The 21075-nt window shown below is 70.1% G+C and carries 21 protein-coding genes; 6 read left to right on the top strand and 15 right to left on the bottom strand.

Translation table 11 applies throughout. The features are described from left to right. Positions 1 to 373: 373 nt before the first annotated feature. The 3 genes from AB0J66_RS48230 to AB0J66_RS48220 all read left to right on the top strand — a co-directional run bounded on the left by AB0J66_RS48230 (position 374) and on the right by AB0J66_RS48220 (position 1818). On the top strand, positions 374 to 703 hold the full coding sequence (locus AB0J66_RS48230; RefSeq protein ID WP_364675835.1) for a metalloregulator ArsR/SmtB family transcription factor: 330 nt from the start codon (positions 374 to 376) through the stop codon (positions 701 to 703). Then, entirely contained in the window at positions 700 to 1173 is a 474-nt protein-coding gene (locus AB0J66_RS48225; RefSeq protein ID WP_364675834.1) for an SRPBCC family protein, read from the top strand. Before AB0J66_RS48230 ends, AB0J66_RS48225 begins: the two co-directional genes overlap by 4 nt. A gap of 87 nt (positions 1174 to 1260) precedes the next feature. Next, a complete protein-coding gene (locus tag AB0J66_RS48220) occupies positions 1261 to 1818 on the top strand; it encodes an AAA family ATPase (protein WP_364675831.1) in 558 nt (185 codons plus the stop codon). Here AB0J66_RS48220 and AB0J66_RS48215 read toward each other — a convergent pair. The 11 genes from AB0J66_RS48215 to iolC all read right to left on the bottom strand — a co-directional run bounded on the left by AB0J66_RS48215 (position 1784) and on the right by iolC (position 13618). Further along, positions 1784 to 2647: a sugar phosphate isomerase/epimerase gene (locus AB0J66_RS48215; RefSeq protein ID WP_364675829.1), complete on the bottom strand. Its 864-nt coding sequence runs from the start codon at positions 2645 to 2647 to the stop codon at positions 1784 to 1786. The two genes, AB0J66_RS48220 and AB0J66_RS48215, sit on opposite strands and share 35 nt — an antisense overlap. After that, a complete protein-coding gene (locus AB0J66_RS48210; RefSeq protein WP_364675826.1) occupies positions 2644 to 3654 on the bottom strand; it encodes a Gfo/Idh/MocA family oxidoreductase in 1011 nt (336 codons plus the stop codon). Before AB0J66_RS48210 ends, AB0J66_RS48215 begins: the two co-directional genes overlap by 4 nt. An 11-nt stretch (positions 3655 to 3665) precedes the next feature. Continuing rightward, on the bottom strand, positions 3666 to 4481 hold the full coding sequence (locus AB0J66_RS48205) for an ATP-binding cassette domain-containing protein (RefSeq protein WP_364675823.1): 816 nt from the start codon (positions 4479 to 4481) through the stop codon (positions 3666 to 3668). A 3-nt stretch (positions 4482 to 4484) separates the two neighbouring features. After that, complete coding sequence (locus AB0J66_RS48200) at positions 4485 to 5540, bottom strand: ABC transporter permease (RefSeq protein ID WP_364675821.1); 1056 nt, start codon at positions 5538 to 5540, stop codon at positions 4485 to 4487. A gap of 13 nt (positions 5541 to 5553) precedes the next feature. Further along, positions 5554 to 6546 (bottom strand): sugar ABC transporter substrate-binding protein, encoded by a 993-nt coding sequence (locus AB0J66_RS48195; protein ID WP_364675819.1) that lies wholly within the window; start codon positions 6544 to 6546, stop codon positions 5554 to 5556. Continuing rightward, positions 6543 to 7466 carry a TIM barrel protein gene (locus AB0J66_RS48190; protein WP_364675816.1) on the bottom strand — a complete coding sequence of 308 codons (924 nt, stop codon included), beginning with the start codon at positions 7464 to 7466 and terminating at the stop codon, positions 6543 to 6545. The genes AB0J66_RS48195 and AB0J66_RS48190 overlap by 4 nt, the downstream gene beginning before the upstream one ends. Positions 7467 to 7479: 13 nt before the next feature. Then, positions 7480 to 8976: a CoA-acylating methylmalonate-semialdehyde dehydrogenase gene (locus tag AB0J66_RS48185; protein ID WP_364675813.1), complete on the bottom strand. Its 1497-nt coding sequence runs from the start codon at positions 8974 to 8976 to the stop codon at positions 7480 to 7482. A 9-nt stretch (positions 8977 to 8985) separates the two neighbouring features. Continuing rightward, on the bottom strand, positions 8986 to 10839 hold the full coding sequence (gene iolD / locus AB0J66_RS48180) for a 3D-(3,5/4)-trihydroxycyclohexane-1,2-dione acylhydrolase (decyclizing) (protein WP_364675810.1): 1854 nt from the start codon (positions 10837 to 10839) through the stop codon (positions 8986 to 8988). Then, positions 10836 to 11723 carry a 5-deoxy-glucuronate isomerase gene (iolB, locus tag AB0J66_RS48175; protein WP_364675807.1) on the bottom strand — a complete coding sequence of 296 codons (888 nt, stop codon included), beginning with the start codon at positions 11721 to 11723 and terminating at the stop codon, positions 10836 to 10838. Before iolB ends, iolD begins: the two co-directional genes overlap by 4 nt. Before the next feature lie 97 nt (positions 11724 to 11820). Further along, entirely contained in the window at positions 11821 to 12678 is an 858-nt protein-coding gene (locus AB0J66_RS48170) for an aldolase (protein ID WP_364675804.1), read from the bottom strand. Next, positions 12671 to 13618: a 5-dehydro-2-deoxygluconokinase gene (iolC, locus tag AB0J66_RS48165; RefSeq protein ID WP_364675803.1), complete on the bottom strand. Its 948-nt coding sequence runs from the start codon at positions 13616 to 13618 to the stop codon at positions 12671 to 12673. The genes AB0J66_RS48170 and iolC overlap by 8 nt, the downstream gene beginning before the upstream one ends. A 241-nt stretch (positions 13619 to 13859) precedes the next feature. On the opposite strand from iolC, the gene AB0J66_RS48160 reads away from it, so the two are divergent. Further along, a complete protein-coding gene (locus tag AB0J66_RS48160) occupies positions 13860 to 14609 on the top strand; it encodes a GntR family transcriptional regulator (RefSeq protein ID WP_364675800.1) in 750 nt (249 codons plus the stop codon). Here AB0J66_RS48160 and AB0J66_RS48155 read toward each other — a convergent pair. After that, a complete protein-coding gene (locus AB0J66_RS48155; RefSeq protein WP_364675798.1) occupies positions 14590 to 14964 on the bottom strand; it encodes a hypothetical protein in 375 nt (124 codons plus the stop codon). The genes AB0J66_RS48160 and AB0J66_RS48155 overlap by 20 nt on opposite strands. A gap of 182 nt (positions 14965 to 15146) precedes the next feature. Between AB0J66_RS48155 and AB0J66_RS48150 the strand changes: the two genes are divergently transcribed. Beyond that, positions 15147 to 16937 (top strand): serine/threonine-protein kinase, encoded by a 1791-nt coding sequence (locus AB0J66_RS48150; RefSeq protein ID WP_364675796.1) that lies wholly within the window; start codon positions 15147 to 15149, stop codon positions 16935 to 16937. 74 nt (positions 16938 to 17011) lie between these two features. Here the strand turns inward: AB0J66_RS48150 and AB0J66_RS48145 are convergent, their stop codons facing one another. The 3 genes from AB0J66_RS48145 to AB0J66_RS48135 are packed head-to-tail and all read right to left on the bottom strand — an operon-like array spanning position 17012 to position 19818. Continuing rightward, positions 17012 to 17605 (bottom strand): GNAT family N-acetyltransferase, encoded by a 594-nt coding sequence (locus AB0J66_RS48145; RefSeq protein ID WP_364675793.1) that lies wholly within the window; start codon positions 17603 to 17605, stop codon positions 17012 to 17014. Further along, entirely contained in the window at positions 17602 to 19119 is a 1518-nt protein-coding gene (locus AB0J66_RS48140; protein WP_364675790.1) for an APC family permease, read from the bottom strand. The genes AB0J66_RS48145 and AB0J66_RS48140 overlap by 4 nt, the downstream gene beginning before the upstream one ends. Before the next feature lie 48 nt (positions 19120 to 19167). Beyond that, positions 19168 to 19818 carry a GPP34 family phosphoprotein gene (locus AB0J66_RS48135; protein ID WP_364675788.1) on the bottom strand — a complete coding sequence of 217 codons (651 nt, stop codon included), beginning with the start codon at positions 19816 to 19818 and terminating at the stop codon, positions 19168 to 19170. A gap of 462 nt (positions 19819 to 20280) precedes the next feature. Between AB0J66_RS48135 and AB0J66_RS48130 the strand changes: the two genes are divergently transcribed. Beyond that, on the top strand, positions 20281 to 21051 hold the full coding sequence (locus AB0J66_RS48130; protein WP_364675786.1) for a class III extradiol ring-cleavage dioxygenase: 771 nt from the start codon (positions 20281 to 20283) through the stop codon (positions 21049 to 21051). The last annotated feature ends 24 nt before the right edge of the window (positions 21052 to 21075 follow it).

Here is a 21075-nt window from a genome sequence, read left to right as displayed (position 1 = left end):
GCCCGGAGCTGGGCGCGGGGCCCGGAGCTGGGCGCGGGGCCCGGAGCTGGGCGCGGGGCCCGGAGCTGGGCGCGGGGCCCGGAGCTGGGCGCGGGGCCCGGAGCTGGGCGCGGGCTTGGGGCTGACCGCGGGCGCGGAGCTGGGCGCGGCGCGGAGGCGGGCGCGGAGCCGGAGCCGAGCGCTGGCGCTCTGACGCGAGGGCTTGGGCGCAGGGCTGGGGCGTGGGCGCTCCAGCGCGGGCGTGAGGGCTTGGGCGCGGGGCTGGGGCGTGGGCGCTCCAGCGCGGGCGTGAGGGCGTGGGCGCGGGGACGCGGCGGTGGGGTGCTTCGCTTGAGGGTTGACTCGCGCATCGGTAAGTCGTAGCTTACGGTTCGTGGCTGCTTACCAAGGTGCGGATGGGTGGGAGGTTCTGGGGGATCCGACTCGGCGTGCGATTGTGGCCTGCCTGGCGGAACGGCCACGGGCTGTGGGTGAGCTGGCTCGGGAGTTGCCGGTCAGCCGGCCTGCGGTGTCGCAGCATCTCAAGGTGCTGAAGGAGGCGGGGCTGGTGGACGACCAGGCCAGCGGGACGCGGCGGGTCTATCGGCTCAATCCGGCGGGGGTGGCGGCGATGCGCGACCAGCTGGATGCCTTTTGGGGGCGGGCGCTTCGGGGTTATCAGGAGACCGCCGAGCAGGCGGCCGATGAGGAGGAGGAACCATGACGGAGACTTCGGCGCCTACGGTTCTGCGGCAAGTCGTGGTCAAGGCGGGGGTTGAGCGGGCGTTCGAGGTGTTCACGGCGCGGTTCGGGGACTTCAAGCCGCGGGAGCACAATCTGATGAGCTCGCCCATTGTCGAGACGGTGTTCGAGCCGCGGGTGGGGGGCAACATCTACGACCGGGCCGAGGATGGCTCGGAGTGCCGGTGGGCGCGGATTCTTGCCTTCGAGCCGCCGAACCGGGTCGTCTTCAGCTGGGACATCGGTCCGCAGTGGACGCTCGAGAATGATGTCGCCAATGCCAGCGAGGTCGAGGTCCGCTTCATCGCCGAGGGGCCCGGTCAGACGCGCGTCGAGCTCGAGCACCGCAACATCGACCGGCACGGACCCGGATGGGAGTCCATCAGCAGCGCCCTCCGCAACGACCAGGGGTGGCCGCTCTATCTCGAGCGCTACGCCACGCTGTTCAACTGACGCCGAAGGCTCGGGCCGACGCGGGAAGGCGCAGAGACCGCTGAGGCCGAGGCGGGAAGGCGCGGGCCGGCGGAAAACAGGGCGAGGGTGGCAGGGAAGCGGGTGAGGGTGAGGGTGACAGGTAAGGCAGTTGTTCTGGTCAATGGGCTGCCGGGGGCTGGGAAGACGACTCTCTCTGGGGGGCTGGCGGGGGTCATGGGACTTCCGCTGATTTCCAAGGACGCGGTCAAGGATGAGCTGGCCGGCGGTGGGGGTGGGGTCGCGGATCTGGGCGTGCGGGCTTCCCGGCTGATGTGGGAGCGGGCGGCGGCGCACGACGGCGGCGTCGTGCTGGAGTCCTGGTGGTTCAAGCCGCGGGATCTGGCCTATGTGGAGGCTGGGCTTCGGCAGTGTGGGGCCGGGGCGGTCGTCGAGGTCTGGTGTGAGGTGCCGAGTGAGGTGGCTCGGCGGCGGTGTGCGGCTCGGCGGCGGCCGGCGTATTACGAGGATGCTCGGCGGCTGGCTGAGCACTGGGCGGAGTGGAGCGCCGGGGCGGAGCCGCTGGGGGTGGGGACGGTTCTGCGGGTCCGCACCGACGCTGCCGTTGATGTTGCGGGGGTGGCGGCGGGGATTACTGCGGGCTGGTCTTCTGCAGGTACTGGCTGATCTGGCTCAGGTTGTAGCGGGCGCTGTCCTCCGCCCGTTCCTCCCAGGCGAAGACGCAGACGGTGGCGATGCCGTCGAAGTCGAGTTCGTGGAGGGTGCGGAAGAAGGTGTCCCAGTCGACCTCACCTTGACCGATGTCCAGGTGCTGGTGGATGCGGGCCGTCGAGCCGGGTGGGTTGACGATGTAGCGCAGGCCGGACGAGCCGCGGAAGTCGAACGAGTCGGCGATGTGCAACTGGGTGAGCAGCGGGCCGGCGTGGCGCATGATGGCGGCCAGGTCGCCGCCCTGGTGGAAGGTGTGCGGGGCGCAGTAGAGGAACGACACCAGCTCCGAGTTGATGCCGCGGATCAGGTTCACCGCGGCCAGCCCGTCCTCGATGAAGTCGTCCGGGTGGGGTTCGAGCACCAGCCGTACACCTTCCCGCTCGAAGATCGGCAGCAGTTCCTCCATGGACCGCCAGAACTGGGCCTCGCACTCGTCGGGCAGTGACGGGCGGCCGTTGAGCTCGGAGTTCATCACGTCGACGCCGAGGTCCACGGTGATCTCGATGGCCCGCTTCCAGTAGCGTACGGCCGCCTGGCGTTCGTCCTCGGACGGCCCGGACCACCGGTAGAGCGGCAAGACGGACGCCACCGAAACGTCAGCGGCGGCCAGCGCGCGCTTGAAAGCCAGCACGCCGGATTTGTCCACGCGCGGGTGCACGAAGAAGGGCAGGAAGTCGTCCCGCGGCGACATCTCGATGTGGTGGTAGCCGAGGTCGGCCACCACCCGGGGCAGCTCCAGCAGCGGGACCTTCCGCAGCATGTACGGGTCGAGCGCGATCTTCATGCCGCCACCTCCGTCGCGTACAGCTTGGGCTTCTCGGCCAGGACCACCGGCACCCGTGACCCGTTCCGCAAGGCCTCCACCCCGGCGTCGGACACGACGGCGGCCGCGTAGCCGTCCCAGGCGCTCGGGCCGACGGGCTGCCCGCCCGCCGACAGCGAGTCGATCCACTCCTGGAATTCGACGTCGTACGCGCGCAGGAAGCGTTCCCGCCAATCCGACGGCACGGGGTCCGACCGTGTCCCGCCGTGCCGGACCGTCACCAGGCTGGCGTTGCCCAGCGCGGCTGTGCCGTTCTCGCCGACCACCTCGCCGCGGATGTCGTAGCCGTAGCGGATGTTCACCGAGATCTCCACGTCGACCAGGACGCCGCTGCCCATCTCCATCAGCAGGAACAGCGGATCCTGCAACGTCCCGCCGTTGGAGCTGCGGCGCGGCACGAGGACGCGTACCGCCGCCACCTCCTCCCCGAACAGCCAGCGCACCATGTCGATCTCGTGCACCGCGGTGTCGGTGATCGCCATTTCTTTCTCGTAGAAGGCCGGCACGCTCGCGTTGCGGTGCGCGCAGTGCATCATCAGCGGCGCGCCGATGACGGGCAGGGTCGCCTTCAGCGCCCGGTACTCCGCGTCATACCGGCGCATGTATCCGACCTGCACGAGTCGCCGGCCGAGGGCGGCCTCGGCCTCGACGATGCGCAGGCACGACTCCTGGGTGGTGGCCAGCGGTTTCTCGCAGAACACGGGTTTGCCGGCCGCGATCGCCGCCATGACGTACTGCTCGTGGGTGGGGCCCCACGAGCACACCACGACCGCCTCGACCGAGGGGTCGGCGATCACGTCCTCGCCCGTGGGGAAGACGGCAGCGCCGATGCGGGCGCCGACCGAGGCGGCCACCGCGGTGTCGACGTCCGACACCGCGGTCACCTCCACGCCGGCCAGCACCGAGGTCATCCGGCGGATGTGGTCCTGCCCGATCATTCCGGTGCCGATGACTCCGACCTTCAGCATGCCGATTCCCCTCAGCGTTTCAGCTCGTGCGACAGCTCGGCGAGCTCGTCGCCGCCGGCCATCTGCTGGGTCAGCTCGTCGAGGCCGACCTCTTTGCGGGTCTTGTCCAGGGTGGTCGCGCCCAGCTTGAGGATCACGAAGTGGTCGCCGACCATGTACGCGTGGTGCGGGTTGTGGGTGATGAAGACGACCCCCAGGCCCGCGTCGCGCGCGGCCGCGACGTATTTGAGAACCACACCGGACTGTTTGACGCCCAGCGCCGCCGTCGGCTCGTCGAGGATCAGCACCCGCGCCCCGAAGTACACGGCTCGCGCGATCGCCACGCACTGACGCTGACCGCCGGAGAGCGTACCGATGGGTTGGTTGATGTCCTTGACGACGATGCCCATCTTGCGCAGCTCGGCGTCGGCGACCTCGCGCATCTGCTTCACCTTGAGCCCGGCCAGCGGGTACTTGCCGGCCGTGAGCTCGGAGCCGAGGAAGAAGTTGCGCCACACCTCCATCAGCCCGACCACCGCGAGGTCCTGGTAGACCGTGGCGATGCCGTGGGCCAGCGCCTCGCGCGGCGAGCCGAACTTGACCTCCTTGCCGTCCACGCGCAGGCTGCCCTCGTTGTGCGGGTGCAGGCCGGAGATGATTTTGATCAGGGTGGACTTGCCGGCCCCGTTGTCGCCGAGCACGCAGGTCACCTCGCCCGCGTTGACCCGCAGGTTGATGCCGCGCAGGGCCCGGATGGCGCCGTAGGACTTGCCGACCTCCTCCATCTCGACGAGCGGCTCGCCGCGGTGGAGTCCCCGATCGGCGTGCTCGGCCAATGTGTCGGTCATCGCTCAGCCCACCTTTCTCCGTGTGGACATCCGTTTCACGTACAGGTTGACCAGCACGGCGAGCAGGAGCATGACGCCGAGGAAGGCCTTGAACCAGTTCGGATCCCAGCCCGCGTAGATGATGCCGAGGCTGGTCATGCCGAAGATGAAGGCGCCGATGGCGACGCCGATCGCGTTGCCGAAGCCGCCGGTGAGCAGCGTGCCGCCCACCACCGCGGCGATGATGTAGAGGAACTCGTTGCCGACGCCGCCGCCGGCCTGCAGCGTGTTGAACCGGAAGAGTTGGTGCATCCCGACGAACCAGCCGAGGAACGACACCACCATGAACAGGCCGATCTTCGTACGGACGACCGGCACACCGACGGCGCGCGCGCTGTCCGGGTTGCCACCGACCGCGAAGATCCAGTTGCCGACCCGGGTCCGCTGCAGCGTCCACGCGGCCAGCGCCACGAACAGGATCCACCAGAGCACCGACGTCCAGACCGTCACCGACCCGATCTTGAAGCTGGAGGCGAAGATCTTGCCGAGCGAGTCGAAGCCGTCGATGTTGCTGATGTCCGGGGTCGACACGGTGCCGGTGACCAGTTTGGTGACGCCGAGGTTGGCCCCCTGCAGCACGAAGAACGTGCCCAGCGTGATCAGGAAGCTGGGGATGCCGGTCTTCATCACCAGATAGCCGTTGAGGAAACCGATGGCCAGGCAGAAGGCCAGCGACAGGATCGCGCCGATCCACAGGTTGACGCCGTAGTACCAGCAGAACATCGAGGTGGCCAGGCCGGCGGTGTAGACGATGACACCGGCCGACAGGTCGAACTCGCCGCCGATCATCAGCAGGCCGACGCCGACGGCGACGATGCCGATCACCGACGACTGGTAGAGCACGGTGAAGAACGACTCGGCCGAACGGAACGAGGGCGCCAGGGCCAGGAAGAAGATGAAGATGATGATCGCCGCGACGAGGGCGCCGATCTCGGGCCGCGCCATGAGCCGGCTGGCCAGGGCGGGCCGGACCCGCTCGGCCGAGTGGGACGAGGGCGCCGGAGCGACTGTCTGGGTCATGACGAGCCTCCGCCTACCGTGTGTTGTTCTTGGTGAAGGGCAGGATCTTGTCGATGTTGGCCGAGTCCACGAAGGACGGGCCGGTCAGCACGGCCTTGCCGCCGCCGATGTCGTTGCCGTTCTTGATGTTCAGGTAGAGCGAGGTGACGGCCATGTAACCCTGCACGTACGGCTGCTGGTCGATCGAGAAGACGATGTTGCCGTTCTTGATCTCGGTGGCGGCCTGCTCGTTGAGGTCGAAGGTGACCAGCTTGGCCTGGCTGCTCGACTGCTCCTTGGCCTTGATCGCGTCGAGGGCCTGCGGGGCGCCGAGGGTGACGATGGCGTCGATCGACTTGTCCTGGGCCAGCTTGGCCTGCAGGGTCGAGGTCACGGCGGCGTCGTCCGCGCCGTTGACCTGGATGTTCTCGGTGCCGGGGACGGAGCTCTTCACGCCCGCGCAGCGCGCCTCGAGGGCGACCGAGCCGGTCTGCTGGATGACGCAGAGCGGGTGCTTGACGCCCTGGGCGGCCAGCTTCTTGCCGGCCTCGGTGCCCGCCAGGGTCTCGTCCGAGCCGAAGTACATCAGCGCGCCGAGCCGCTGGTAGTCGCCGATGCCGGAGTTGAAGCCGACCACCGGGATCTTGGCGTCGGTGGCCGCCTTGACCGCGCCGGCCAGCGCGTCCGGGGTGACCAGGGTGGTCGCGATGCCGTCGACCTTGGAGTCGACCGCGTTCTGGATCAGCACGGCCTGCTTGGGCGCCTCGGGGTCGTTGGAGTACTTCAGCGTGACCCCGGTGTCCTTGGCGGCCTGGTTGGCGCCGTTCTTCACCTTGTCCCAGAACGTGTCGCCGGGGGTCTCATGGGTGATGAAGGCGATCGTGTAACCCGAGCTGCCGGCGGCATTGCCCCCGCCGGTGTCGCTCTCTTCGGTCTTCTCACGGCCACCGCCGCTGCATGCCGTGGCGGCGAGGACTACCGCCACGCCGACCGCGGCGATTCGGAAGGTACGTGTCCGAGCGGTCATATCTGTTCTCCTAAGGGACGGGACGTGAGGCCGCGGGAGTTGAGATAGGCGCGGGTCCGCTGCGCGATCGGCAGCGGGACGTCGAAGTCGACCGGGTACATGTCCTGCTCGACGACGACGAAGATCTCGGCGTCGAGCTCGGTGAGCGCGTCGAGCACGGAGGGGACGTCCGGCTCGCCGGCCGGTGGCTCGACGCTCGCGCCCATCGCCACCGCCTGGCCGAAGGCCAGATCCTCGGCGACGGCCCGGGCCGCGATGGCCGGGTCCATCTGCTTGATGTGTACGTATCCAATTCGTTCCGGATATTTCCGGATGATCCCCGGCACGTCGGCTCGGCGGTACGCGAGGTGACCGGTGTCGAGGCAGAGCGAGACGAAGCGCGGATCAGTCTCATCGAGGAAACGCTCGACCTGCTGCTGAGTCTCCACTTGGTAATCCGCATGCGGGTGGAAGCGCATGTGAAGGCCGTACTCCTCGAGCAGGACCTGACCAAGGGTGTTGCTGTTCCGGATCAAGTCCGGCCAGGCGTCATCACCCAGCGAGGAAGCCTCCAGATAAGCGCCGGTGGCATCATCCCGATAGCCGGGCACGGGCACGAACACGACATTCCGCGCGCCCACCGCGGCGGTCAGCTCAGCGACCTTGCGCGTCTCGGCCAGCACAGCGTCGAAGTCCTTGTGCGGCCCGCCCACTCCGGCCACCGTCCCGCCGGCGATCGAAAGTCCCCGGGCGGCAACCGCGTCGCGCAACTGCGAAGGGTCGGTGGGCAGATACCCGTACGGCCCGAGCTCGAGCCACTGATAGCCGGCAGCAGCCATCTCGTCGAGGAAGCGATTCCACGGCGTCTGCTGAGGATCGTCGGCGAACCAGACGCCCCACGAGTCCGGGCAGCTACCGAGTTGCAGGTGACGAATCTCCATGAGCGAACTCCAGTCAGCTAGCCGTGGGGAAATGCAAGGACGCCTCGGAAGAAGCGGACACGTGCGGCCATCGAGAAGTGACGACCTTGCCGCGGGTATAGAAAGAGACGCCCTCGGGCCCGTGGATGTGCTTGTCGCCGAAGAGCGACGCCTTCCACCCCCCGAACGAGTAGTAGGCCATCGGCACCGGAATCGGCACGTTGATCCCGATCATCCCGACCCGCACACCGCGCTGGAACCGCCGCGCCGCCTCCCCGCTGTTGGTGAAGATCGCCGTGCCGTTGCCGTACGGATTGCTGTTGATCAGATCGATCGCCGCGTCCACCGTGTCCGCCCGGACCACCGACAGCACCGGCCCGAAGATCTCCTCGGTGTAGACGTCCATCGCCGGCGTCACTTGATCGAGCACTGTCGGCCCCACGAAGAACCCGTCCTCGAACCCCGGCACTTGCAGCCCCCGGCCGTCCACCGTCACCTTGGCCCCTTGCTGCTCGCCGCTGTCGATCAGCCCCTCGATCCGCTGCTTGGCCGCCGCCGTCACCACCGGACCCATCTCGGACCTGGGGTCGCGCCCCGAGCCGACCACCACGTCGCCGGCCTTGCGGGTCACCAGGTCGACCAGCGCGTCCCCGGCCGCCCCCACGGCCACCGCGGCCGAGATCGCCATGCACCGCTCCCCCGCCGACCCGAACGCCGCCGCGGTCAGGTGACCGGCCGCGAAGTCGAGGTCGGCGTCGGGCAGGATGATCGCGTGGTTCTTGGCCCCGCCGAGCGCCTGCACCCGCTTGCCGTGCGAGGTGGCCTGCTCGTGGATGTAACGGGCGATCGGGGTGGAGCCGACGAACGACACCGCCGCCACGTCCGCGTGGTGCAGCAGCGCGTCGACCGCCACCTTGTCGCCGTGCACCACGTTGAAGACGCCGTCCGGCAGGCCGGCCTGCTTGAGCAGCCCGGCGATGTAGTTGGCGGCCGACGGGTCGCGTTCGCTGGGCTTGAGCACGAAGGTGTTGCCGCACGCGATGGCCACCGGGTACATCCACATCGGGACCATGGCCGGGAAGTTGAACGGCGTGATCCCGGCGCAGACACCGAGCGGCTCGCGGAAGCTGAACACGTCGACGTCGGTCGACGCCTGGTCGGAGTACGAGCCCTTGAGCAGCTCGGGGATGCCGCAGGCGAACTCGATCACCTCGAGGCCGCGCTGCACCTCGCCCGCCGCGTCCGAGAGCACCTTGCCGTGCTCGTCCGAGATGATCTCGGCGATCTGCTTGACGTTCGCGTTGACCAGCTCGCGGAAGTTGAACATGATCTTCGTGCGCTTGCTCAGCGAGGCCTGGCTCCAGGTCTGGAACGCGAGGCGGGCGGCCGTGACCGCGGCGTCCACGTCGCTCTCGGAGGCCAGCACCACCTCGTGCTGCTGCTGTCCGGTGGCCGGGTTGTAGACGCGGCCGCGCCGGTCGCCGGACCCGGCGGTGAACTCGCCGTCGATCCAGTGCTCGATGGTTGCCATGACTTTCTCCTAGAGGTATTGCCGCTGGTCACGCTTGGCGGAGTCATACGAGAGACGTGCCTGCCGCGTGCTTTCCAATAAAGACACTTCCGGTACGGGCACGTCCCACCACGACTCGGAGGACGGCACCGGGGAGAGCGGGTCGGTCTCGATGTGCACGACGGTCAGCCGGTCGGCCTCGCGGGCCCGTTTGAGCCCGTCGCGCAGGTCGGCGATGGTGCGGCAGCGGATCACCGCGGCGCCCAGGCTCTCCGCGTTGGCCGCGAGGTCGACCGGCAGGAGGCCGCCGTCGTAGTCCTGATCGGCGCCGCGGAACCGGTAGCTGGTGCCGAACCGCTGCGAGCCGAGCGACTCCGACAGCGCGCCGATCGAGGCGAAGCCGTGGTTCTGCACCAGGACCAGGATCAGCTTGATGCCCTCGGCCACGGCGGTGACGATCTCCTGCGCCATCATGAGGTACGACCCGTCGCCGACCAGCGCGTACACCTCGCGCGAGGGGTCGGCCAGCTTGATGCCGAGCGCCCCGGCGATCTCGAAGCCCATACAGGAGTAGCCGTACTCCACGTGGTACTGCTTGGGGTCGCGTGCCCGCCACAGCAGTTGCAGGTCACCCGGCATGCTCCCGGCCGCCTGCACCACCACGTCGCGCGCTCCGCACGCTTCGTTCACCACCCCGATGACCTCGCTCTGGGCGGGCAGGGGTCCATGTCCCAGGTGGTACGCGTGGTCGACCGTCTCCTGCCATCGCGCGGCCCCGGCGCGGTAGTCGACCGGGAAGCGCCGCCCGTCCATCGCCGCGAGCAGCTCCGACAGCCCGGCCTGAGCGTCGGCCACGATCGGGTGGGCCGACTCCTTGTGGGCGTCGAACGCGGCCACGTTGATGTTGATGAACTTCACGCCCGGGTGCTGGAACGCCGTACGGGACGCGGTCGTGAAGTCGCTGTAGCGCGTGCCCACCCCGATGATCACGTCGGCCTCGCGGGCGAGCCGGTTGGCCACCGGGGTGCCGGTCGAGCCGACCCCGCCCACCGAGTTCGGGTGGTCCCAGCTCAGCGCGCCCTTGCCGGCCTGGGTGTCGGCCACCGGGATGCCGGTCTCGCGGGCGAACTGGTCGAGCTCGGCCGACGCCTCCGAGTAGATGACGCCGCCCCCGGCGATGATCAGGGGACGTTCGGCCGCGCGGAGCACCTCGGCCGCCCGCTCCACGAAGGCCGGCTCGGCGAGGGGGCGGGCCACGTGCCACACCCGCTTGGCGAACAACGCGTCGGGGAATTCGTACGCCTCGGCCTGAAGGTCCTGCGGCAGGCAGAGGGTGACCGCCCCGGTCTCGGCCGGATCGGTCAGCACGCGCATCGCGGCCAGCAGGGCGGAGGGCAACTGCTCGGGCCGCCAGACACGGTCGAAGAAGCGGGAGAGCGGGCGGAACGCGTCGTTGACCGACACGTCGTAGCCGCGCGGGTCCTCCAGCTCCTGCAGCACCGGCGAGGCGGCCCGGGTCGCGAAGACGTCGGAGGGCAGCAGCAGCACCGGCAGCCGGTTGACCGTGGCCAGCGCGGCCCCGGTCAGCATGTTCGTCGAACCCGGCCCGATCGACGCCGTGCAGGCCAGGGTGGACAGCCGGTTCTTCATCCGCGCGTACCCGGCGGCCGTGTGCACCATGGCTTGTTCGTTACGGGCCAGGCGGTACGGAAGATCGGCCTCCCCGGTCCGCTGCGCCTGCAGCAGCGCCTGCCCGATGCCGGCGACGTTGCCGTGACCGAAGATGCCCAAGCAGCCGGCGATCGTGCGCTGCTCGACGCCGTCGCGCTCGGTCCACTGGTTGGCCAGGAACCGCACGACGGCCTGGCCGACGGTGAGTCTCACGGGCGCATCCTTTCGATGTGGGAGGTCAGCGGCAGGCGCGGGTCGACCGGGACGCCGGCCCACGAGGAGCGCACCCAGCCGTGCGCCGGGTCGTCGCGCACCAGCCACTCGCGGGCGCCGGGCCCGGCCATCACGTTGAGGTAGTAGAGGTCGTAGCCGGGCGCGGCCATCGACGGGCCGTGCCAGCCGTACGGGATCAGCACGACGTCGCCCGAGCGCACCTCGGCGCAGACGTCGATCGGGCGGTCCGGATGCCCGTACACCCGCTGGAAGCCGCACCCCGACGTGCCCGCCGGTGAGGCCGCCACCTCGAAGTAGTAGATCTCCTCCAGGCTCGACTCGCCCTCGCCGACCTCGTCGTGCTTGTGCGGCGGGTACGACGACCAGTTGCCCCCGGGGGTGATCACCTCGCACGCGATGAGCCGGTCGGCCTCGAAGTTCTCCGGCGTGCAGAAGTTGTTGACCTGCCGGCTGGCCTGCCCGGCCCCGCGCAGCTCGACCTTGACGTCCTGCGCGGCCCCGTAACGGAACGGCAGCCGCCTGGCCGCGCGCGCCGCCGGCAGCGCGAACCGCCCGCCGTTGGGCGCGCGCACGGTCACGGTCGAGTCCCGCGGGACGTACGCGAAGTCGGTGACCCGGGAGAAGACCGAGCGCCGCCCGGTCAGCGTCATCCGCTCGTCGTCGCAGGTCACGTCGCAACCACCGGCCAGCGGCAGGACCAGCATCTCGTCCGGCCCGGTGACGAACTTGGCCCGCGAGCCGACGGCCAGGTCGAGCACGCGTAGGCCGCTGTACCGCCAGCCCGCGTTCTCCGGGGTCACGACCAGGTCGAACGGCTTCTCGGCGGTGCTGCCGCGCGGCATCACGGGGTTGACGCGCGCCATCCCTGTCATGATGATTCGCTCCCTCGTGCGGCGCCAAGAGGACGACGTCCGGCCTCCGCTTCGCTCCGGCCGAACGCCGCCGCGCCAACTCTGTCGCTCATAACAAACCCACCGCTCGGTCGACCGCGTCGGCCACGCTGCCGCTCGCCGGGTAGAGCAGCGACCGCCCGATCACCAGCCCCTGCACGGTCGGCAGGTCAAGGGCCTTGCGCCAGGCGGTGTACGCGGCCTCGCCCTCCCCGCCCAGGATGAGCGCGGGCAGCGTCGTCGCCGCCATCACCCGCTCCATGTCCTCGACCACGGGCACCTTGAGCCACGTGTAGGCCGAGGTCGTGCCGAGCCCGGCCGCGACCGACACCGCGCGGATCATCGCCTCGGCCGTGAGCTCGTTGCGGACCCGGCCGTCCACGCGGTGCGAGATGAACGGCTCGACCATGGCCATCTTGCGCCGGGCGCCGAGCGCGCTCACCGCGTTCCCGCAGGCCTGCAGGGTGGCCACCGTGCCCGGGTCGTCGGGGTCGATGCGCAGCAGCATCTTGCCGCCCTCGAATCCGGCGGCGGCGATGCTGCCCGCGTCGTACGCGGTGAACCGGTCGTCGATCTCGAAGCTGGTGCCGGCCAGCCCGCCCCGGTTCATCGAGCCGATCACGACCTTGTCGTCGAGCGCGCCCAGCAGCAGCAGGTCCTCCAGGATGTCGGGGGTGCCGAGGACGCCGGTGACCCCGGGCCGGGCCAGCGCCGTCCGGATCCGGTCGAGCAGGTCGACCCGGTTGGCCATGGCGAGCGGGTCGTCGCCGGCCCGCAGCGCCCCGCGGGCCGGGTGGTCGGCCGCGATGATCATCAGCTTGCCGTGCGGGCCGTACAGCCCGGCCGGCCGGCGGCGCGAGGACGCCGCGGCGGCGATGGCCGCGGGGCGGCGGGTCCGGATGTCGAGCAGGCTTTCCAGGTCAGGCATGCCGGTCTCCGATCAGGGCTCGGACCTCGTCCTCTTCGGGCATGGCGTCGGCGCAGGACAGTCGCGAGGCGACGATGGCTCCGGCGGCGTTGGCGAAGCGCATCGTCGCCTCGAGCTCCCATCCGGCGAGCAGGCCGTGGCACAGCGCCCCGCCGAAGGCGTCCCCCGCGCCGAGCCCGTTGACCACCTCGACCGGGACTGGCGGCACCTCCACCTGCTCGTCGGCCGACTCATCGCTGCGGGGCCCGCTGCGGGAGGCGAGCACTCCGGCCGGGCCCTGCTTGATCACGGCCAGTTCGATGCCGGCCCCGTGCAGGGCGGCTGCAGCCTCGGCCGGCTTGCGCACGCCGACGGCGGTCTCGGCCTCGTCGAGGTTGCCCACCGCGACGGTCGCGAAGGGCAGCGCCTCCGTGTACCAGTGGCGGGCCTCCTCCCGTGACGCCCAGAACATCGGCCGGTAGTCGAGGTCGAAGACGGTGATGCCCCGCTTGGCGCGGTATCTGAGCGCGGTCAGCGTTGCCGTACGCGACGGCTCCTGGGACAGGCCGGTGCCGGTCACCCAGAAGATGTCGGCCTCCCGGATCGCCTCCAGGTCCAACTCGGACGCGTGGATCTCCAGGTCGGGCGCCTTGGGGAAACGGTAGAAGTAGAGCGGGAAGTCGTCCGGCGGGAAGATCTCGCAGAACGTCACCGGCGTCGGCAGGTCGGCGACCGGGGTGACGAAGCGGTCGTCCACGTGGAAGCCGCGCAGCGCATCGTGCAAGAACTCGCCGAACGGATCGTCGCCGGTCCGTGTGATGACCGCCGACCGGCGCCCGTAGCGGGCGGCGGCGACGGCCACATTGGTCGCGCTGCCGCCGAGGAACTTGGCGAAGGTGCGCACTTCACGCAGCGAGACACCGGCCTGTTCGGGATAAAGGTCGACGCCGATACGTCCCATCGTCAGTACCTCGTCCGCGGGCATGCGCAAGCCTCCGGGTGCGATCTCCGGCGAATGATCAGATTTCGGGCACGGTCGAGCGTGCCGTGTGCCGTGCGTGGATCCGGCGCGTTGATCGAGATGATCGCCTTCGGTAACCGCTCGGCGACGCTAGGTTTGCTGCCTTCGATGTAATAACTTGGAGCGGTCTACGTCAATACTTTGTCATGACAAACTGATGATCCGAGGGGGACCAGTGCCGATGGACCTGTCGCCACCGACTCGACCGGTCGAGGTGGACCGGACCAGCCCCGTGCCGCTGTATTTCCAGGTCGCGAGCCGTTTGCAGGAGCTGATCGAGAAAGGTGAGATCGGCGTCGGGGCCCGCATCGAGAACGAGGTGGACCTGGCCGAACGCCTCGGTGTCTCCCGCCCGACGACCCGGCGCGCCATCCAATATCTGGTCGAGCGGGGCATGCTCGTCCGCAAACGCGGCGTCGGCACCCAGGTCGTGCACCCGAAGGTCCGCCGCCCGGTCGAGCTCTCCAGCCTCTACGACGACCTCGTGGCCGGCGACCGCTCCCCCAAGACCGAGGTGCTCGAGCTGCGCACCATGCCCGCCCCCGACCCGATCGCGGCCGCCCTCGAGGTGGCCCCCGGCACCGAGGTGACCTGGATCGAACGCCTCCGCTACGCCGGCGGCGAGCCCTTGGCCCTGATGCACAACGCCATCCCGGTCGACGTCCTCCGCCTGACCCGCGACGACCTGGCCGAGCACGGCCTCTACGAGCTGCTCCGCCGGGCCGGCCTCACCCCGCGCATAGCCACCCAGGTCATCGGCGCCCGCACCGCCACCGCCGCCGAGGCCCGCACCCTCACCGAGAAGCGCGGCGCCTCCCTGCTCACCATGACCCGCACCGCCTGGGACTCCGGCGGCCGCGCCCTGGAGTACGGCAGCCACGTCTACCGAGCCAGCCGCTACAGCTTCGAACTCAACCTCTCGGCGGGCTGACCGGCGGGCTGACCGGCGGCCACGCTTCGGGTGGCGGTGAAGCGGCCAGGCGGGAGCGGAGCTTGGCGGCGCAGGCGGTCAGGCGCTCCTGGGGGTCGAGGTCGAGGCTGGCGATGGCGACCAGGGCGGTGAAGGCGACGTCGGCCAGCTCGGCGGCGACGTCGTCGTGAGTGTGGGTGACGCCCTTGCGGGGGTTCTGGCCCAGCAGCCCGATCCAGGCGGCGGCGGCCTCGCCGGCCTCCTCGGTGACCTTGAGGATGCGACAGGTGAGCTCGAGCGGCAGCGTGCCGTTGGTCAGGTCGAGCCAGCGGCGGGCCTCGTGGACCGCGGGGAAGATCGGATCGGGGTCGGGCACTGTCTCTCCGCGGGGTCGAGTAAAGGAGAAACGAACCTTACGCACCGGGGTGACGGGTGGCGGCCCGGAGTGACCGTGTGTGAGAGATCGGGCGCTCAGCGGTTGCCCGTACCGGCATCGATCAGGACGATCGGCGCGGTTCGGCCACGTTGGACGCGCTCGATGGAAGGACTCGACGACAGGTGCAGTCATCCCCCTCCCTGACCGGTGGTGGCATCCCCGGCGAAGCAGCCACCGCCGACCTCAGCGGCCGCTGTGTCGGCAACTCGTACGTCCTGGTCTGCCCCGTCGGGCACGGCGCCACCGGCACCGTGTGGCGTGGCATCGACCGGTCCACCGGGGCCGACGTCGCGGTCAAGCTGTTGCACGAGGGCCTGCTGCGGCAGCCCAAGCTGGTCATCCGGTTCGTGCAGGAGCGCACGATCCTGATGATGATGCGGCACGAGAACATCGTCGGCGTCCGTGACCTGTTCAGCGTGGGCGGCTCGCTCGCGCTGGTGATGGACTACGTCGCCGGGGGCAGCCTGCGGCAGTACGGGCGCGCGATGGGCACCCTGCCCCCGGCCGACGCGGCCGAGCTGCTGGCCCAGGTGGCGGCCGCGCTCACCCAGGCCCACGAGCTCGGGGTGGTGCACCGCGACGTCAAGCCGGACAACATCCTGCTGCAGGAGAACGACGGCCGCTTCGAGGTGCGCCTGACCGACTTCGGCATCGCCCGGGTGCTCGACACCGCCGGGCTGACCACGCCGCAGGCCATCGTCGGCACGCCGCACTACATGGCGCCCGAGGCGATCCAGGGCGAGGCCTGTCCCGCGTCCGATGTGTACGCCGTCGGGGTCGTTCTCTACGAGCTGGTCACCGGGGCCACGCCGTACGCGGGTGAGCCGATCGCGGTGCTGCGGGGCCACCTGGACGAGCAGCCGGTGTGCCCGCCCGGCGTCGTGCCGCCGGTGTGGGACCTGATCGCATGGTGCCTGGCCAAGGATCCGGCCCGCCGCCCGACCGCGGCCGAGCTGGGGGTGGCGTTGCGCGAGCTGGCCCGGGAGACGGCCGGAGTGCCCGCCCTGGCCGGGCAGGCCCAGGAGTACGACGACGCCGCCACCACGGGCCTGGGGCTGCGGGCCGTGTCGCATCCGTCCGCCCGCCCGCCGGCGTCCAGCCGCAAGCGGCCCCGCAACGGGCCGCGCACCTGGAAGTGGCGGCGTCCGTGGTTGATGGTCACCCTGATCGGGCTCGCCGCCGCGGTGTCCGGCCTGGGCGGGTTCAACGCCTGGCAGCTGATCAACTCACCCGATCCGGGCACGGCCACCGCCGCCCCGCCGGCGACGGCCATCGGAGTCGCCCCCTCGGGCCTACCGGCCGGGGTGGCCCCGGCGGCCAAGTCGAAGGCGCCGCCCGCGGTGGCCGGGCTGCCCCCGCTGACCGGCGGCGTCGAGGACGCCTCGGGCGGCGGGGCCGGCACGAGCGGCGGCCAGCTGAGCGGTGGCGTCGCGGCGAGCGCCGCGCCGGGGACGAGCGAGGGGCCACGTGCCGTACGCCAACCGGGCGCCCGCGTCTCGGTCGGCCCGACCGGCATCGGGGTGACCGCCGGCCCCGGACGGGCCGAGGCGCAGTTCGGCCCCTGGCGCTGCGGCGACGAGTACAGCTGGGATCTGGGCCATCCGGTGCTGGCCAAGCCGTGCCACGCCCTGGGCGGTTCGGTCCGGGTGACCGGTCAGATGGAGGCGATGCCGGGGATCCAGGCCGACATCGAGCTGACCGTACGCGACGCGGACACCGACGACGTGGTCGCCGGCCCGTACGTCTGCAAGGGCCTGATGTTCACCGACTTCGCCCTGCGGCACACCTGTGGGCCCGGTGACCTACGGCCGGAGCACGACGGCCGGAAGGTCGTGGTGGCGATGTCCTGGCAGTACACCCAGCGGCCGCTGATCCCCGGCGGGGTGACCCGCGGGCCCGCCTTCACTTGGTAGAGCCTGCCCTCGCTTTGCCGCAGTGCGGGAGCGAAGCCGGACGGTGGCTTCGCTCCCGCACTGGTGACGCCGGATCAGGCCGCGTGCCACATCCGGAAGAACGGCGTGCCGTCGGGCAGGAGCATCTCGAACGGCTCCATGTCGACGTAGCCGGTCCGGCGGTAGAGCCGCACGTTGTTCTGGTTGGTGGCCTCGAGGTAGACCGGCACGCCGGCTTGTTTGAGCTCGTCGTGCGTGCGCTTCATGAGGTCGCTGCCCAGGCCCTGGTGCTGGTGGTCCGGGTGCACGGCGAGGAAGGCCAGGTGCCAGTGCGGGTCCTGCGGGTGGTGCTTCTCGAAGAGCTCGTCCAGCGCGACGAACCGGTCGTGGTAGCCGCCGGCCAGCGCCTTGAGGCGCTCCTCGTAGTTCTCCGGCCCCGCCGACTCCTTGGTGTAGTCGAACCACACCGCGGTCGCGGCCAGGCCCACGCCGGACGGGTTGTCGATCACGTCGACCCGGGCCGCGCTCTCGGTCAACAGCGTGAAGAAGTCGGCCATCACCCGCAGCCGGTCCTCCACCGGCGGCACGAGGTACCGGTTGGCGTCCAGCTCGAAGAACGAGTGGCTGATCAGGAGGCCGACCTCCGCGATCTCGTCTTCGCGGGCGGGGCGGATCGGGGCGTAGCTCACTTGTTCTCCTCGGTGCTGGCCAGGGCGGCGGAGAACCCGCCACCCCCCTGGGCGGTGGCGCTGCGGGCGCCGAGCCCGATGCCGGCGTAGATCTCGGGGCGGCTCGAACGCAGGATCAGCGCCCAGATCAGCCCGGCCACGAACAGCACGGCGAACGACAGTGGCACGACGACCGCGGGCGTGCTGCCGGGCTCCACGCCGAGCAGCGTCGCGATGTTGTCGATGGCCAGGTAGGTCATGATGATCAGCAGGATGGTGCCGATGACCGGGGCGCCGATGCGGTGCCAGAAGTCCTCGCCCTCGGGGTGCTTGAGGAAGTAGCCGATGACGGCGATCGAGGTGATGCTGACCAGCAGCAGCACGCCGAGGCCACCCGCGGTGCCGCCCCAGAAGAACATGTTGACCAGCGGGTCCCAGCCGTTCACGGCGAACACGATGATGGCGATCAGGCCGAGGGCCGACTGGGCCAGCGAGCCGTTCTTGGGCGCGCCGGTGCCGGGCACGGTCTTGCCGAACGCGCGGGGCAGCACGCCCTCGCGGCCGAGCGAGAACGTGTACCGCGAGATGATGTTGTGGAACGAGATCATCGCGGCGATCAGCGAGGTCAGGAACAGCGCGTGCCCGATGTGCAGGGCGGCGCTGCCGAGCTGGTCCGAGGCGACGTTGAAGAACAGGTCGGGGCCCTCGGCGCCGGCCCGGCCGACGACGTCGCCACCGGCGGCCGAGATCATCGCCCAGGCCGCGAAGCCGTACAGCACGGCGATGAGGGCGACCGAGATGTAGGTCGCGCGGGAGACCGTGCGCCGCGGGTCGCGGGACTCCTCGGAGAACACCACGGACTGCTCGAAGCCGACGAAGCCGGTGACGGCCATGACCAGCAGCGCGCCCGAGCCGGCGCCGACCAGGGTGCCCGGGTCGAGCGGGGCCGACGAGGCGGAGAAGTTGGGCGAGAAGATGTCGGCGAAGCTGAACGCGATCACCACGACGATCTCGGCCACCAGCAGGGTGGCCAGCACCTTGCCGTTGACGGCGACGTCGAGCACGCCGAGCACGGCGGTCAGGGCCCAGCAGATCAGCGCGAGGATCCACCACTTGATGTCGACGCCGAACCAGTCGGAGAACAGCGGGGCCGCGATGGCGCCGAAGCCGCCGTACGACGCGATCTGGAACATGTTGTAGGCGAGCAGGGCCACCCAGGACGCGCCGACGCCGAGCGGACGGCCCAGACCCTGGGAGATGTAGGCGTAGAACGCGCCCGCGTTCGCGATGTGCCGGGCCATGGCGACGTAGCCGACCGCGAAGATCGCCAGCACCACGGCCACCGCCACGAACGCGATGGAGATGCCGGTCAGGCCGGTGACGGCCAGACCGGTCGGCACCACGCCGGCGACGACGGTGAGCGGCGCGGCCGCGGACATCACGAAGAAGACGACCGCGGCGACGCCGAGCCGGTCGCGCGCCAGGGCGTTCGAGAGCTGGCTCTGTTCAGGGGGTTGTGTAGCGGTGGTGGACACGCGGATCTCCATGAGGGGGTTGGGAAGAGGGGTGGGTGGTTCGCGGGGTCAGGCGCGGCGGGCCATGACGGCGTCGCCGACCGCGGCCTCGGTCTGGCTGACCAGCTCGTGCAGCATCGCCGGGAGGCGGCGCTTGAGCTGGTCGAAGAGCTGGCTGCGGCCGCGCGCGTCGAGGGTGACGAAGACGTGCTGGTCGAGCCCGGTGGCGAGGATGAGCCCGGCCAGGACGAGGTCGGGGACGTCGAGCATCTCGCCGCGGCCGATGAAGGTACGGATACGGGTGGCCGGCCAGCCGGCGATCATGGAGTCGGTCGGCACGAACGACACCTTGCTGCCGAACAGGCCGCGTTTCTCCTGGCGCTGGACCAGGCCGGCCCGCGACAGCCGGCGCTCGACCAGGTCGATCGCGATGCCGGTGGCCAGGAATGAGATCCAGTCGCGGATGGCCCGGTGGTGGCCCTCGCGCAGCAACTGGTCGAGGACGGCGGTGGCCGCCGGATCCCCGGTGGGGCGGTCGTCGATGATCTGGATCTTGCCGTCGATCAGGTCGAGCCGGCGCCAGAGCACCAGTTCGCCGATCAGCGCGGCCGCCATGCCGAGGCCGAGGGTGGCCGGGGAGAGCAGGCACTTGCCCTTGACCGAGTCGTGGGCGGTAAGGAACAGATCATCGGCGAGGGGTAGCTGCGGCGAAGTCGCCACTGCCGGTCCTCCTCTCCACGCGCGCGCCTGACACGCGCGGTGACTTGCGGTTAGCTTCGCGCGGTAACTACCGAGAGTAGCTACGGTGGCTCGACGCGAACGTTACGGTGAGCGCCCCCCAGCACGACATCGGGTAGCATGCCAGCGGTTCCGGACCAGCGCAATGTCCTCATGAGACTAATTTTCAGTCCGATGTGCTGCGCTTTCCACGACAGCTTTCGATACAGCTCTGAGCAGGCATTTCGCCCGTGCCGCAAACCGCCCGTCGCATGAATTTAACGAACACCGAAGTGGACTTTGCCCAAGATCCACTGCCTCGTTATTTTGTGCACCTGCTCAATAACAGACAGTCGCCCCTACGAAGCGTGAACACTGACGGTAATGTCGAACCGTTTAGTTGACGCTACAAGTAAATCGGCGTACCGTAGGACTTCGAAAGTTGAACCTTCAACGGAGGCACTCATGGCCCGCATGCCCGCCCTGTTCCTCAGCCACGGCGCCCCGCCCCTGGTCGACGACGCGCGCTGGGTGAGCCAGCTGGAGGAGCTGACCGCCGGCCTGCCCCGCCCCAAGGCGATCCTGATGGCCTCGGCCCACTGGGAGTCGGCCCCGCTCATGCTGGGAGCGACCGAGCCGGTTCCGCTGGTCTACGACTTCGGCGGCTTCGAGCGGAAGTACTACGAGGTCACCTACGCCGCGCCGGGCGCGCCCGAGCTGGCCACGCGCATCGAGAAGCTGATGCCCGACACCGAGCGGGTGGCCCGCACCAACCGCGGGCTCGATCACGGCGCGTACGTGCCACTGACCGTCATGTATCCCGACGCCGACATCCCGGTCCTGCAGATGTCGCTGCCCACCCTGGAGCCCGGCCGGCTGCTGGAGATCGGCCGCCGGCTCGCCCCGCTGCGCGACGAGGGCGTGCTGATCGTCGGCTCCGGCTTCACCACCCACGGCCTGCCGTTCCTGCGCGACTTCCGGCCGGACGCGGCGGCCCCGGGCTGGTCGCGCGAGTTCGACGCCTGGGCGGCCGAGACCCTGGCCCGCGGCGCGATCGACGAGCTGGCCGACTTCCGCGACCGGGCGCCCGGCATGCCGTGGGCGCACCCGACGATCGAGCACTTCGCGCCGATGTTCCTGACCCTGGGCGCCGCGGACGACCCCGAGCGGGCGCCCGAGCAGCCGATCGACGGCTTCTGGATGGGCCTGGCCAAACGATCTTTCCAGGTCGCATAAACGCAGCTCAAAACCGCGTTATTC

Origin of the sequence: Actinoplanes sp. NPDC049598, from assembly GCF_040675435.1 — a bacterium.
Lineage (GTDB): Bacteria > Actinomycetota > Actinomycetes > Mycobacteriales > Micromonosporaceae > Actinoplanes.
The sequence above is the reverse complement of the archived record's forward strand: the minus strand, read 5'-3'. Positions and strand labels throughout refer to the sequence as shown.